Annotated in this window: 12 protein-coding genes and 1 pseudogene; 3 read left to right on the top strand and 10 right to left on the bottom strand. The window is 63.5% G+C overall.

Annotation, left to right across the window (positions count from 1 at the left end):
• Window positions 1-5: 5 nt before the first annotated feature.
• The 3 genes from B0G77_RS13290 to B0G77_RS13280 all read right to left on the bottom strand — a co-directional run bounded on the left by B0G77_RS13290 (window position 6) and on the right by B0G77_RS13280 (window position 2,241).
• On the bottom strand, window positions 6-593 hold the full coding sequence (locus B0G77_RS13290; RefSeq protein WP_133662539.1) for a LysE family translocator: 588 nt from the start codon (window positions 591-593) through the stop codon (window positions 6-8).
• A gap of 181 nt (window positions 594-774) precedes the next feature.
• A complete protein-coding gene (hpnK, locus tag B0G77_RS13285; RefSeq protein WP_133662538.1) occupies window positions 775-1,635 on the bottom strand; it encodes a hopanoid biosynthesis-associated protein HpnK in 861 nt (286 codons plus the stop codon).
• 66 nt (window positions 1,636-1,701) lie between these two features.
• On the bottom strand, window positions 1,702-2,241 hold the full coding sequence (locus tag B0G77_RS13280; RefSeq protein ID WP_133662537.1) for a cytochrome b: 540 nt from the start codon (window positions 2,239-2,241) through the stop codon (window positions 1,702-1,704).
• 545 nt (window positions 2,242-2,786) lie between these two features.
• Here B0G77_RS13280 and B0G77_RS13275 point away from each other — a divergent pair.
• Window positions 2,787-2,900: pseudogene (locus B0G77_RS13275) on the top strand (DNA-binding response regulator); the annotation flags it as partial.
• 37 nt (window positions 2,901-2,937) lie between these two features.
• Here B0G77_RS13275 and B0G77_RS13270 read toward each other — a convergent pair.
• From B0G77_RS13270 to B0G77_RS13250, 5 genes are all read right to left on the bottom strand, one after another.
• A complete protein-coding gene (locus B0G77_RS13270) occupies window positions 2,938-3,534 on the bottom strand; it encodes a molybdopterin-dependent oxidoreductase (RefSeq protein ID WP_133662536.1) in 597 nt (198 codons plus the stop codon).
• A gap of 171 nt (window positions 3,535-3,705) precedes the next feature.
• On the bottom strand, window positions 3,706-6,174 hold the full coding sequence (locus B0G77_RS13265) for a penicillin acylase family protein (protein ID WP_133662535.1): 2,469 nt from the start codon (window positions 6,172-6,174) through the stop codon (window positions 3,706-3,708).
• An 87-nt stretch (window positions 6,175-6,261) separates the two neighbouring features.
• Window positions 6,262-7,116: an IclR family transcriptional regulator gene (locus tag B0G77_RS13260; RefSeq protein ID WP_133662534.1), complete on the bottom strand. Its 855-nt coding sequence runs from the start codon at window positions 7,114-7,116 to the stop codon at window positions 6,262-6,264.
• A 117-nt stretch (window positions 7,117-7,233) separates the two neighbouring features.
• Window positions 7,234-7,482: a hypothetical protein gene (locus B0G77_RS13255; protein WP_133662533.1), complete on the bottom strand. Its 249-nt coding sequence runs from the start codon at window positions 7,480-7,482 to the stop codon at window positions 7,234-7,236.
• Between the two features lie 67 nt (window positions 7,483-7,549).
• The gene (locus B0G77_RS13250) at window positions 7,550-8,080 is read right to left on the bottom strand and encodes a lecithin retinol acyltransferase family protein (protein WP_133662532.1); all 531 of its coding nucleotides are present in this window, start codon (window positions 8,078-8,080) and stop codon (window positions 7,550-7,552) included.
• Window positions 8,081-8,553: 473 nt separating this feature from the next.
• Between B0G77_RS13250 and B0G77_RS13245 the strand changes: the two genes are divergently transcribed.
• Window positions 8,554-8,838 (top strand): hypothetical protein, encoded by a 285-nt coding sequence (locus B0G77_RS13245; protein WP_133662531.1) that lies wholly within the window; start codon window positions 8,554-8,556, stop codon window positions 8,836-8,838.
• A 5-nt stretch (window positions 8,839-8,843) separates the two neighbouring features.
• On the top strand, window positions 8,844-9,614 hold the full coding sequence (locus tag B0G77_RS13240; protein WP_133662530.1) for a protein phosphatase 2C domain-containing protein: 771 nt from the start codon (window positions 8,844-8,846) through the stop codon (window positions 9,612-9,614).
• A 36-nt stretch (window positions 9,615-9,650) separates the two neighbouring features.
• Here B0G77_RS13240 and B0G77_RS13235 read toward each other — a convergent pair whose 3' ends face one another.
• Window positions 9,651-10,994: a sigma 54-interacting transcriptional regulator gene (locus B0G77_RS13235; RefSeq protein ID WP_133664133.1), complete on the bottom strand. Its 1,344-nt coding sequence runs from the start codon at window positions 10,992-10,994 to the stop codon at window positions 9,651-9,653.
• On the bottom strand, window positions 10,991-14,047 hold the full coding sequence (locus B0G77_RS13230; protein WP_133662529.1) for a peptidase domain-containing ABC transporter: 3,057 nt from the start codon (window positions 14,045-14,047) through the stop codon (window positions 10,991-10,993). The genes B0G77_RS13235 and B0G77_RS13230 overlap by 4 nt, the downstream gene beginning before the upstream one ends.
• Between the last annotated feature and the right edge of the window lie 24 nt (window positions 14,048-14,071).

The raw sequence follows: 14,071 nt of genomic DNA, 5'->3' as shown, positions 1-14,071 counted from the left end.
ACAACTCAGGCGTAAAGCAGGTAGATGGCGCTCACAGTCAGCAACGCCGCCATCACACGATTGAGCAGCCGCACACGCCTCACGTCGTTCAGGTACTGACGCAGAAACGTTCCTGCCCAGGCCCAGCACGCGATCGCCAGATAGCAGATCACAAAATAGATCGCGGCGAAGCGGAAGATCTGCATGCTGCCGCCATCGGCCGCATAGGCGCCCATTCCGGCGAGCGACGCCAGCCACGCTTTCGGATTGGCCCATTGCATCGCGGCGCCGTACATCATCGAAGGGCCTTGCACCACTTTGTCCGCGCCGAGTCTGCCGTCATCGACGGCCAGCCGGTATGCCATGAAAAGCAGAAACGCCACGCCGCACCACTGGATTGCGCGGGTCAGATCGGGCCAGCGGCTCAACAGTTCGTGCAGCCCCAGGCCGGAAAGCAGAAGCAGCAGGACAAAGCCCACCGTCGCGCCCGTCACATGCCGCATGCTCGCGCTGAATCCGTACTGCGCACCGGCCCCCAGCGCCACGATATTGACCGGGCCAGGAGAAATCGACGAGGCCAGCGCGAACCCCGCCATCGAAAGAAAAATGTTCATTGAACGTCCTCATTACCTTCAATCGAAACAGTCAAGGACCGAAGGTATGGGACGCAGGCCACCCGCGTATTGAAGAAAACTACCCTTTCCGTTTAGCGCGACATCGCCGATGCGCTCATGCAGGACAAGCGCAATCAGGCGTGCAATGCTGACCGGCAGACCGGGCCAACTGCAGCCATTTTCATGACGCCTGCACCCGTTCAGCGAACACATCAGCGAACCCGCCGCGGGTCGCGCCCGCGGCGGCGATAGCCTCAGCCACCCGCGGCGAAAGCAACGCAGCGAGTTCGTCGGCGTGCCGATAGGCGTGCATCGCTGGTGTAAGCGCGCCCCCGTCCGCTGACGCCGGATGGCAATAGATCTCGCCGACACCGTCCGGCAACGACGCAAGCGCGTCCAGCATCGCGGCCTCGTCCATCTGCCCCGTGCTGGCGATCCCGACGACGTAATCGTTGTGCGCCACACCCGCCCGGTCAAGGCGCGCACGCACGCGCGCCATCCACGGCCTGAGCCAGAACGGCGCGTGCGATTCGAACGGCAGACGCACGGCCTTCATGCCGTACTCCCGCCCGATGTCGAGGATGAGCGAAAGCACCGTCGGGTGCAGATGAAAATGCTTGTGTGTGTTGACGTGATCGAGCGGCAGCCCGGTCTTCGCGAACGCATCGAACTGCGCGCGAATCTCCAGCGCGAGCTGCTCGCGCACGTGGCGCAAAAAGAAGAAGCGAAAGCCGTCGCGCACCATGTTGCCGCCGAACCGGCCCTCTGCATCGACGAGCGCGGGAATCGCGCTGTGCGGCAAGATGGACGCCCCGTCGGCGAGCACCAGATGCAGGCCGACACGCAGATCGGGCAAACGCCGCGCACGTTCGACCGCGTCGCGCGCGGCAGGCGCCGCGACCATGAGGCTCGCCGCCGTCAGCACGCCATGCAGATGGGCCTGCTCGACCGCTTCGTTGACGCGGGGATCGAGGCCGAAGTCGTCAGCCGTAATGATCAGCGCGCGCTGAAGCGGGCGATGGCCGCGGTGCCTGTCAGTCATCGCGACCCGTCTGCGGAACCGTCGAACGACGGGCATGCAAAAGCAGCGTATTCATGGAATCGTGCCCTACGGCATCATCCGCTGCAAAACGCGGTCTTTGAGAACGAAGCGATGAAACAGCGCCGCAGCGACGTGCATGACGATCAACGCGAAAAGCACCCACGCGAGTACACCGTGAATATCGCCCGCTGTGTGTCCCGCGGTGGATCCCGCAGGCGCTAGGGGCGGCAGGTTCAATACGCCCAGCAGCCTGACCGCCCAGCCACGCGACGAAGCGTTGGCCCATCCGAGCAGCGGCACGACGACGAGCGCGGCATACAGCAGGAAATGCGTGATCCGCGAGATCATGCTCATCGCGGGAGACAGCGTGCCGGGCGGTGGCCGGTGAGTGAACCGCCAGACGATTCTGACAGCCATCGCGGCGATCAATGCGGCTCCGACGCCCAGATGCCACGCGATCAACCCCACCGGCTTCGTATCGCGGTGCACATCGGGCATGATCCAGCCGATCACGAACTGCGCCGCGATCAAAAACACCACGATCCAGTGCAGGAAGCGGGCTACGCCATCGTAAGCGGGGTCCAGCCGCTCTTGCAGATCTACCATGACAAGTCCTTGAATTTTTAACAGAGCCCGGCTTTGTCACGCCTGCCGTCACGACCGCAGCGATCGTAGCGACGGACACCCGGACAGTAGGTTCTGGAACGGAGCCAGTTCGAACAGCTTGCGGCTAAAGCGCAGATGAAGCATGACGAGCTGGCACCCCGGAAAGTGCGGCGGCACGGAAATGTTCTCGGCGTCCGCACCAAAGACCGTAGCATACCTGTTCTTCACGGCCAATCGGAACGGCCGCTTTGATGGCCGCGGCTGCGAGCAAAGCGGTCGTGAGATACGCTCACAGCATTTCCCGGGTGGAAGATCTCATGACCTGTTTAGCGCGTGTCTGTGGCTCTAACGTACTTTCATTTACCTTGCCGTATTCTGACGACATCAGAACGCGAGTTGGGACGTGTTCCGCACACAGCTTCATGTCGATCGAACACGAGCGGATGGTAGCGAGTCAGCCTGAAGGGAACCTTAAGCAGAAGATCCGCCAAGCCTTCAGTCAGGACTTCAATGGCGCACACGACGCTTCATCTGATTGCCTTTCCGTGCGCGTATTACCTGTTAAAGACGGCGATCTGATTTGCAGCGGTATCGAAGCTGGACTTCGACAGGCGTGCTTTACCGTGGACTGGGCGCGGGACGCCCGCAAGGCGAACCTGTAGCCCGCACCACGCCTGGTGGAGCACGCCTCGTTGATCAAGCGGCATTGACCTGGATCTGGTACATGCCCCACGGACACAGAACGAACCGTTCCTTCAACGGCTTCGCGGCCAGTTCGGGGATACGGTCGGCGTCATAAACCGCCCATAGCGCACCCAGACCACCCAACGACAACGGCTTGCCATCCAGATGTGTCGCCACGATGAAACGGTTGGCACGCACCGTATCGAGTGTCGTCTGGACTGCGTAACCGTCGATGGCTCGCAGCACGATCTTCGTGTCGCCCGAGCCAGGCGCCCCGACGCGTTCAAGTAGAGCCGAGAGGAGCGGCCCGCTTAGCGTGTGCGGCTTGGCGTCGTATTCGAGCGTGGGCTTGATCGTCACGCGGGACATGCCCGCGATCGACGGGAAATCGAATGTATAGGCTTCGTCAAACTTCACCAGATGTTTAGCGAGCAGCTGATCGAGCGCTGGATCGAGCGGGCCGCGATTGCTGTGTTTGATCGCGCCGCTCACGGTCAGCAGCACGGGCGATGCCGCACACGCGTCGTGAGGGACGCTCTTCTGGCCGAACGCGGATGATGCTGCAGCGCCTAGCACGGCGGCACTGGTCAGAAACTTGCGCTTGTTCATTTTTGATTGCCCTCTGTCTGGCCGGTCTGGTTGAACGGGTTAAAAACTCAAAGACGTGTCGATTGCGGATCATGATATTGCCCAGCCTCCATTGTAAATAGCGGGGACCGCAATCATGCGCGTGGACCGCACGCTTCGACTTCAGCTCGCAACGCGCGACGGATCGCCCGTTCAGCGAGCGTGTGGCGTCAGTTCGAGCCGATGGCTCGCGGCGCCGGGCAGGAACGGCGTCGCCGCGCCGCGGACCCACGCTTCATGTCCTGCAAGAAAATATGGCGACAGCGGATTACCCGACTGCCCACCTGGCATCTCGAAGATGCCGTCCTGCTCGCGCCCCGGTGACACCACCATCCGCTCGGATGCGCCGAAGCTCGGCGACTGCACCCGCGGCATGTTGAAGTCGCCCGGCAGCGGATCACGCGGCGCACCCAGCCAGCCGCGCACCCACGGCAGCCATGCCCGGACGATTCGCGCAAACGGATGCTCGATCGCCGCGCGGTTGCGCTCGCCCCAGCGTGCTTCGTCGAGCTTCGCTCCATCGACGTCCGTGCGAGGCAACTGCCCGATCGCGCGGTCGATCCGGTCGAGCATGAACGCGCGCCAGTCGGCAAAACCGTCCGGTATCCACGCACGATGCGCGGCGAGCGCTTCCATCACCACGACGTAGCGCGAACTCGCCCAGCGCAAGCCGAGTTGCGGATCCCGCGCGGCGAGATCCGCGTCGAGCTTGCCGAACCACGCGTCGTAAAGCGAGAAGTAAAACGCGCGCACGAGGCGATAGCCAACCGCGTCCGCATCCGCGCGGCCGTTCCACGTTTCTACGAGCCGGCGGAATTCCGCGCGCTGCGGATGATCCCTGAGCGCGTCGTCGTCGAGTGCGGACAACGCGAGGCGCCGCCAGTTGTCGATCCACAGTGCGCGATCGTCGGTCTGGATCGACAGCATGTCGCGCTCACCGGCGTGCGGCAACGCCAGCAGATCGTCGCGGATCTGCGATGCGCGGGCACCCAGGTCAGCGCCCGCATCGCCCAGCAGTACCGCTTCAGCTGGCGGCAACGTGCGGTTGTTCGCAGTCCACAGACGTCCGGGCGGCGGGTCGATCCGCGACGGGTACGCCTGCGGCGGCAGGTAGGTGTGCCAGCCTTCGTAGCTGGACGAATCGAAGGGCAGATCGTCAGGCTGTCCGCGCGCTTCGGTGCTGCCAGCATCACCGCCACCGCGCTGTGGCAGCGGACCCGCCAGGGTCCAGCCGATGTTGCCGTGCGCGTCGGCAACCATGAAGTTCTGCGTCGGGATGCCGCTGGTTTGCGCTGCATGAAGCGCATCCGTAACGTCGGCGCTGTCTTCGAGATGCTGCAGGTTCAGGTTGACCGCTTCGCGATCGTGCGCCACCCAGCGCAGCGCATAGGCGTGCGGTCCGACCGCAATCTGCGGACCCCATCGCGTATCGACGACCGGCAGGTCGACGGGCGCGCCGTCCTTCACATCGATGCGTTCATGGTGAATCGTCGCGCGCGCCCAGGCGCCGCCCGGAATCCGGTACTGCAACGGGTCCGACGGATTACGCTGCAATTCGATGAGGTCGATGAAGCGGCCATAGCTGTTGGTGACCCCCCAGGCGACCTGCCCGTTGCTCCCGGCGATCACAAGCGGCGCGCCTGGCAAGCTGACACCCGTGATGCGGCGGTCCCGCCCGTCCGCGCGAGGCCAGACTAGCGACACGCGGTACCAGATGTTCGGCAGCGACAGGCCGAGGTGCATGTCGCTCGCAAGGATGGCGCCGCCATGAACCGTGTGCGCGCCGTCAACGACCCAGCCGTTGCTGCCAGTCATCGAGTGGCCATCGAAAGGCGCGCGCTCCCCTCGCGCGACCCCGGCGGGCTTCGACGCACGCAGCCAGTCCGGGCGTGTGGCGGGCGGCGTCGCAAGTGGTGCGTGCGGCGGCACGGCGACGTCGAACGGCGCATCCCAGTGGCTCGTGGCCGGCAGCAGGAAGGCGAAGGCGTCGGCCGGCACGCGCTCGCGCAATGCCGCGCGCGACAGGATGCGGCGTACCTCGTGCATCTGCAGATCGAAGTACATCACATACACGACGAGCAGTGTGTCCTCCGGACGCCACTGCAACGGACGCACCCGCAGCACCCAGTACTCGAACGGACGCGCAGCGAGCGACGCAAGCCCGTCGTTGACCCCCGCCGTATAGCCCTCGATGATCTGCTTCTGGTCAGGAGGCAGCGCATCGAACACGGTCCGCGCGCGCTCGCGGAAGCGGTGCACGCGATTGCGTCGATCGAGTTCGAGCGCGGACGATCCGACAAGCGCGCTCATCTCCCCCGCAGCGACACGGCGCAGCAGATCCATCTGGAAGAAACGGTCCTGAGCATGAAGAAAGCCGGTGGCCCATGCGACGTCGGTTCGCGTCGTGCCGCGCAGTGTCGGCACGCCGAGCGCGTCACGCTCGATCGTAACGGGCGCGGACAGCGAGGGGGCGGAGTGGCTGCCATCGAGTTGCGGGAGACTTGCGCGCAACACCAGCCAGCCCGCCATTGCACCTGCAGCGAGGACGACGGCCAGCAGCCCCAGCAGGATCGCCAGCCAGGCAAAAAGCGGTCTTCGTGAGGAGCGGTTCGAACGGGTCATCCCAGATCACGGAGGTGACTGCTGCGGTACTGCCATGCCTCTCGCCGACGTCGCGACCTGCTACGACGTCCTCGACTTCGTCACCACTCATGCCGCGCGCGGGCGCCCCTTGCGCTTCGCCTCGACCTTCGGCACCACCGCGACCGCGGGCGCGACGTTCACGCTGCGCCTGAAGTACGGCGAACTGAGCGTCGCCGCACCCATGTCCGACGCGGCCTCCAGCAACGCCGGCGCGAGTGCCTTCAGACGCGCCTCGGGCAGACGGCTCGTCGGCCCGGCGAGACTGACGATGCCCACCACCTTGCCGGTCACCGGATGCCGGATCGCCGCGGCCATCGACGTCATCCCCGCCTCGTAGGTCTCGCTCGCGATACCGTAGCCGCGCTTGCGGGCGCCGTTCAGTTCCTGCAGGAACTGCTGGATGGTTTTCGGCGCCTTCGGTCCGCCCTGCCCCGGCCTGCCGATCCCGCCCTGGCGCGACACGAGCTCGAGCGCTTCCTCGTCGCTTAGCGTCGAGAGCCACGCCTGCCCGCTCGCGGTGCAATGCAGCGGCGGCTGGCTCCCCATGTCCGGGTCGTAGCGAAGGCCGGACTTCGCGCCCTGCGCCTTGCCGACAAACGTAATGTGATCGTCTTCAACCACGCCCAACCGCGCCAGCTCGCCCGAGGCCACCGCCAGCCGGTCGAGCACCGGCTGCGAGATGTCGAGCACGCCGCCCGTCGACAGCCACATCAGCCCGAGCGACACCAGCTTGAGCGCCAGCACGTATTCGCCGTGCTCATCCTGGCGCACGTAGCCTTCTGTGATCAGCTCCGCCAGCAAACGATGGGTGCCGCTGCGTGGAATGTTCAGCGTATCGGCGATGGTCGCAAGCTGCATGCTGCCGCCTTCCCTCGCCAGCAATTCGATGATCGACAGCGCCCGCTCCAGGTTCCCCGCCATGCTGCACTCTCGTTCCGATTTGGATATTGGATGAGAACACGATTCCACAGCTGAATTCAAGCACATGCGTACCGGCAGCAACCGGGGAAACAAGCCCGTCACTACCGCCGTCCTCGATCACGCTGCCCGCCGGTAGCCATTCATCGCCGGCCGCTCAGCCGCGGGCGGAAACACGTTCCATGTACCGTCGTCATGGCGGAAGAAGAAGATCGACAGCAGGCCACCCGGGCGCAACGCCTCGATGCACACATAGCGCCGGCGGTGCGTACCGGTACGGCAGCAACGCGCGACGCGCGCCGGCATCGCGGGTGTCGGGGCGAGCCACTTGTCGACGGCCCAGTGCAACGATTTTTCCGCGGTGATCATCTCGTTCTCCTTCAGTCCTGTTTCCTGGTGACTTCGCCGCGTCCGTTCATTTGGTCGTCGACAGTATTCATGCAAGCTGTGCGACGCCGTAGCCGCCCTTCACACCCGTTTCGACAAGCGCCTTGCACAGGCACACAAGAGCGTGCAGCCCTGTGCGCGGATGCGTGAGGCAGGTACGTACCTGTTCGCTATGGCTTTCGCCAAGCAGACACCATGCGCAGAAGTGCTCGCAGTTGTTCGTCAACAGGCGATAGCGGTTTTCGCCGAGCCTGGAGCGCGCGCGCAGCACGGCTTCGTCGCTGGAGTACTTCGGGAAGGGGTTCGGGCGGACTACAACCGGATGGCCAGCGGCGAAGCGCGTGAGCGAGACTTCCTCAACCGGGCCGCGATGCGCGGAGCAGGCAAAACCTGAGTAGTGAACGACCTTGCCGCCGCCGGCGTAGATGCCATGATGTTCATAACCACTGCGTTGCGTGACGAGATGCGCACCGGGCATCAGTTCGTCGAAGTCGCCAAGCGGAACGTCAGGTAAAGTCGACACGACAGCGCGGTCTGCGCTCCGCCCTTCGATGCTCGCCTGCTGCTGGTAGTGGTTCATGGCTTGCCCCGGTTTCCTCGTTCTTGCAAGCGTGGCTTGCATCGATTGACCAACACTGTTGCGAGGTCTTCCGCATCAACCGGGCCATGTTATCCAAGCTATTGATTTACATGAATTTTCCTTAAATGAGGCGAGGAAGGGTGCAGTGTTGTGTACGGGCATGCCCAACAGTTTTTTGCCTCGAACTGTTGGCAGGTCCCCATCAACCGGGTACGAATCAATGCGACGCGAATGCATCGCAGAAGTGTTGGGCAGACCACCTTTTCCCGCCGTCTCTGTTGGCGTTCATCCAACGTCCTGTCCGTCACGCGACGCTGCCCGCATGCAGCCTCACGCGGGAAATCGCCAGCCAATCAAGGTGTTACGGGTAGCGTGCCGGCGCGGCGTCAAACTGGCATGGCACTTGCACCATGTCATTCAACTTTTCTTGATCCAAGGCCGTGCGATTCGGCGGCCACCTCTGGAGACCCGCCATGTCCTCCATCACTGTCAGTGACCTCTCGCTCAACATCGCGCTGGACCGCAAGGCGATGGCCGCCATCCGCGGCGGCGGGGCCCCCTGGGTGTACGGCTGGATCCAGCCGTTCGTGCGCGAAACGCCGACCGTCGGACCGGTCGTCAACCTGTACGAGATCTCCAACAGCTTCTATGCTAACCAGATGAACAACACGTTCCAGTCCGTGAACGTACACAACACCGGCTCGGACCTGACCATCAACGCCTCTCCCGACGCTCGCAACACCAACACTGCGGGGTAGATCCCGTGATCTGCGCAAGCCAGTTTCGCTGGGCTTCGTCGGCGCGTTCCGATGTGGGGCGCGTACGCGAAATCAACGAGGACGCCTGCCTCGACCAGCCGGACAAAGGGCGCTGGGCCGTCGCCGACGGCATGGGTGGCCACGCCGTCGGCGATCTCGCGAGCCGGCTCGTGGTCGACACCTTGAGCCAGATGTCGCCGCCTGCCAGCATGAAGCGCTTCATCGCCGACGCGCGCACGCGCCTGCAGGTCGCGAATCGTCAGCTGAGAGAAGAAGCGGCGCGGCGTCAGGTGCAACGGATCGGCAGCACGGTCGTCGTGCTGCTTGCCTGCGACCGCTTCTGCGGGTATCTGTGGGCGGGCGACAGCCGCCTCTATCTTTACCGGCAGGGTCAATTGCGGCAGTTGACGCGCGATCACAGCCAGGTTGAGGAACTCCGGCTACAGGGACGTCTGACCGACGAAGAGGCGCGCCACCACCCGGCCCAGCACATGATCACGCGCGCAGTCGGTGCGACCGACCGGCTCACCCTCGACGAAGACGCCATCGAAGTCGCTGATGGCGACGTCTTCCTGCTGTGCAGCGACGGCCTCAGCAACGAAGTCACCAACGACGAGATCCTGACCACACTGGCGAACGTGGATTGCCACCGCGCGTCCGGAGAACTGGTGGACATCGCACTGGCGCGCGGCGGCCGCGACAATATCTCGGCGGTGGTCGTGCAGGCCGAAGATCCTCACGCGTCGGACAAGACCCTGCTGAATCCGGCACCCTGAGCGCGGCAGATTCGCATCAACGCCAGGTCCGCGCGGTCAGCCAGCTTCGGCGTCCTCGCCGTTGTCGTCTTTCCCCTGGCCGTTTTTCTTCTCGCCCTGATGGCGAAAATCCTTCGAATGCAGGCCGTGCTTCTTCAACAGCATCTGCAGATGCGACCGGTTCATGTCGACCCGTCTCGCCAGTTCGGCCACCGTGCCGCCAACCTCATGCAACCCGCGTTCGAGGAACGCCTTTTCAGCCTCGTCGCTGGCAGCCCGCTTGGCATCCGCGAGCGACAGCAGGTTCGATACGTTCGCGCCACCTGCCCCTGCACCACCCACGCTACCCTGCACACCTGAGCTCACCGGCACCGGCCGCATATCCACCGGCAAGTGTTCCAGATCAGCGGTATCGCCCGCGAGACACGAGATGCGGTACATCACGTTGCGCAGCTCCCGGATGTTGCCAGGATACGCGTAGGTCAGCATGAAATCGCGCAGCCTCGGCGTCAGCCTGACCGGCCGCCGCTTGAGCGTGCCGGCCGCTTCGTCGCCGAAGTAGGCGACCAGCAGCGGAATCTCGTCGCGCCGCTCGCGCAGCGGCGGCAGCGTCACATGAATCACGCTCAACCGGTAGAACAGGTCTTCGCGAAACGTCCCCTCCTCGCTCAGGCGACGCAGATTGCGGTTCGTCGCGGCCACGATGCGGGTATCGACGGCGATCGTTTCGTCCGAGCCCACGCGCTGGATCTCGTGCGCTTCGAGCACGCGCAAGAGCTTCACCTGGCCTGCCAGCGGCAACTCGCCGATCTCGTCGAGAAAGATCGTGCCGGTATGCGCGCTTTCGAACTTGCCCTTGCGGTCGCTCGATGCCCCCGTGAACGCGCCGCGCCGGTGGCCGAACAGTTCGGACTCCAGCAGGTTGTCGGGAATCGCGCCGCAGTTGACCGAGATATACGGCTTGTCGGCCCGGCTGCCGTTCGCGTGAATCACCTTCGCCATCAGTTCCTTGCCGGTTCCGCTCTCGCCATCGATCAGCACGGGCAGATCGGTTGGCGCGGCTTTCTCGGCGATTTCGAGCGCTTCGAGCAGCTTGGGGTTGTCACCGAACGTTCCTTCGAAGATGAAGCTGCGTTCGAGCAGTGCCTGGCGCCGTGCCCCTCGCGACTGATCGACGCGCGCCGGTTCCGCGACCGCCTGCACGAAGCGCTCGCGGTGCGACATCTGCATGACCTCGTCGCGCAGCGAACTCGCCTGGCGAAGCAGCTTGTCGATGTCCGCGCGCTCGAGTCTCGACGACCAGCGCAGCGTCGAGCGCAGGATCTCGATCTTTTCGATCAAGCCTGCGTATGAGATGGCGGGGCTCGTCCCCTCTTCGGTCTGGTCGAGTATCTTCATCAGGCGCTCAACTGTTTCTGGACAAGCTGGTAGTACATGCCCTTCCTCTCCACCAGTTCTTCGTGCCGCCCCTGTTCGACGATTGCGCCCTCGTAAAGCACGAGGATCTTGTCGGCACGCATGATGGTGCTGAGCCGGTGCGCGATGATCACCGCAGTACGGCCCTTGAGGATGTCGTGCATGTTGCCGAGAATATTGCTTTCCGACTGCGAATCGAGCGCCGAGGTGGCCTCGTCGAACACCAGCAGACGCGGATCGTGATAGAGCGCCCGCGCGATGCACAGGCGCTGAATCTGGCCGCCCGACAGCCCGATGCCGCGCTCGCCGACAATCTGTTCGTAGCCGAGCGGCATCTTGCTGATGAACGCATGCGCGTCGGCCATCTTCGCGACCTCTTCGATGCGGCGACGCTCGGGCGCATCGTCGCCGCTCGCGATGTTCTCGGCGATCGTGCCGGAGAACAGCAGATTGCTCTGCATCACGTAGCCGATCTGCGCGCGGTAGTAGGCCTTGTCGATCACATTCATGTCGTAGCCGTCGACCGTCATCTTGCCTTCGGACGGCGCATAGAATCCGACCAGCAGCTTGGCGAGCGTCGTCTTGCCCGAGCCGCTGCGGCCGACAATCGCCACCAGCTCACCCGGCTTGATATCGAAGCTGATGTTCTCGAGCACATAGGCGCTGTCGTTCTCCCCGTAACGGAAATACACGCCGCTCATGCTGATTTCGCCCTGCAGGTCCGGCAGCATCACCCGCGAGGGCAGATCTTCCGGCTTCTGTTCGGGCTCGATGTCGAGGACGTCGCCAAGTCTTTCCATCGCGACGCCTGCGTCGTTCAACATGCTCCACAGGCCCACCAACCCCATCAGCGGACTCAGCACGCTGCCCATGAACGCATTGAAGGCAATCAGCTGGCCGATCGTCATCTCGCGCGCCAGCACCAGATTCGCGCCCACCCAGAGGATCGCGATGGTCGTTGCGGCGTTGAGCAGCTGGCTGCCGAGTCCGACCAGAATGTTGAATGCGTGCGCCCGGTACTGCAATTCCAGCGCTTTCGCGTACTTCTTCTCCCAGCGCAGGCGCACCGGACGCTCGATGCCCATGCCCTTGACCGTCTCGACACCGGCCAGCGCTTCCATCAGGAAAGATTTGGAATCGGTCGAGGCGGCGAACACGGAACGCGCGTATGACTTGAGCTTTGGCGTGGCAAGCGCAGTGAGCGCCATGATCGGAATCACGAAGGCGATCAGCACCAGTGTCATCTTCACGTTATAGAAGAACATGATCGAGAAGTAGATGAACACCATCAGCAGGTTCAACGCGGTCGTGACGGTCGATTCGGTCAGGAACGCGCGGATCGTCTGGTTTTCCTGGAAGCGCGCAAAGATATCGCCGGTCTTGCGCTTCGCGAAGAATGAGAACGGCAGCGACATCGTGTGTTTGAAAAACTGCGACATCATCGCGAAGTCCATGTTGCGAACCATGAAATTCGCCAGATAGGCGCGAATGGTCGACATCAGCTGCGTGAATACGTTGGAGATGATCAGCCCCACGATCAACAGATGCAGCAGGCTGACATTCTGATGCACGATCACGCCATCGAGGATGTTCTGGATGATGAGCGGCGGAATCACGCCCAGCACCTGAATCACGAAGGTCGCAAGAAACAGGTTCGCGAGGATCTTCCTGTAGGGCGTGAGGTAACCGACAAAGCGTATCCACGGCGAGCGCGCCGCCGCCATCTGCGCGAGATTCGGCCCCGCCGTGAAGATCAGACAGGTGCCGCTCCAGCCGCGCTCGAAATCCTCGACACTCAGTTTTCTGAAGCCGAGCGCCGGGTCGGCCACCCACACATAGTCTTTCGACAGGCCATACACCACGATGTAGTGATAGCCCTCCCAGTGCACGATGAACGGCAGATCGAAGCCGCGTAGCGCATCGAACGTGCATTGCACGCCGCGCGCCGTAAAGCCGAGCGACTCTCCGGCGCGCGCGAGGCTGTCGAGCGTCGCGCCCTGTGTCGTCACGTTGGCAAGTTCGCGCAGTTTGCCGAGCGTCATGGGGATGCTGTAGTGCCTGCACACCATCGCGAGACAGGCCGCGCCGCAATCCATCTCCTCGGCCTGCTCGACGAACGCAAACCGCTTGATGACCTTCTCGCCGAACTCGGGCTTCGTGTGAAGGTCGAGCGTCAACGGCAGCTTGCGCCGCTGCTCGATCCGCTTCTGGCGTTCGAGTTCGCGGTCGGAATAGCGAATCCGTTCTTCGAGCACTTCGCGAAGTTTCGGATTGCGCTCCAGGATGAAATGGACGGTTCGCTCAGGGATCACGAGCAGCCGCGTGTCGGCAGTCGCGATGACCGAAGCCATCTGCTCCTGGCGCATCAGGCAGGCCTTCTCGCCGAAGATCTCACCTTCGCCCAGGGTCGCGAGCGTGTAGTCCTTGTCGTCGTCGCGCCGCACGATCCGCACTTCGCCCTGCCGCACGACGTAGAGCCGTCGGTCTTCACGCGAATCCTGCTTGAGGATTTCCTTGCCCGCGCTGACCCGCTTCACGCCGACGCTGCGCACGTATTCTTCCAGCTCGGCCTTGTTGAGCTTGCCGCGCAGATCGAACAGTTGCGCAACGAACCCGCCCGCGGAACTGATCGCCACATAGCTCGCGACGAACGCTAGTGCGACCTGGTTGCCGCCAATCACCGGTCCGATCGCTGCGCGCGGTATGAACAGCAGTTCGGTTTTTGCCGAGGCCCGCACCGACGATTCATGCACATAGGTGCGCAGCATCGCGATATCGGCAAAGATCTCGCCCGTCTTGCGCACGCCCATGCTGATTTCCTTGCCGTGCTCCTCGGTAAAGATGCGCACCGAGCCCGACTTGACGATAAAGAGTCCTTCCGCCGGCTCGCCCGCATTGCACACCGTCTCGCCGAATGAGTAGAAGCGGCTTTGCGCATGCTCCGCCATGCGTTCGAGTTCCTCGCGCGAAAATGGCGACAGGATCTCGACCGATGACAGAAACTCCGCCGCGGACGGAGATGTCTGGGGTGCGTCCATGTGCTTGCGAACCTCGACGTTGGC

Origin of the sequence: Paraburkholderia sp. BL10I2N1 (assembly GCF_004361815.1) — a bacterium.
Classification (GTDB): Bacteria; Pseudomonadota; Gammaproteobacteria; order Burkholderiales; family Burkholderiaceae; genus Paraburkholderia.
Note: the sequence above shows the minus strand (reverse complement) of the source record. Positions and strands in the feature narration are given on the sequence as shown.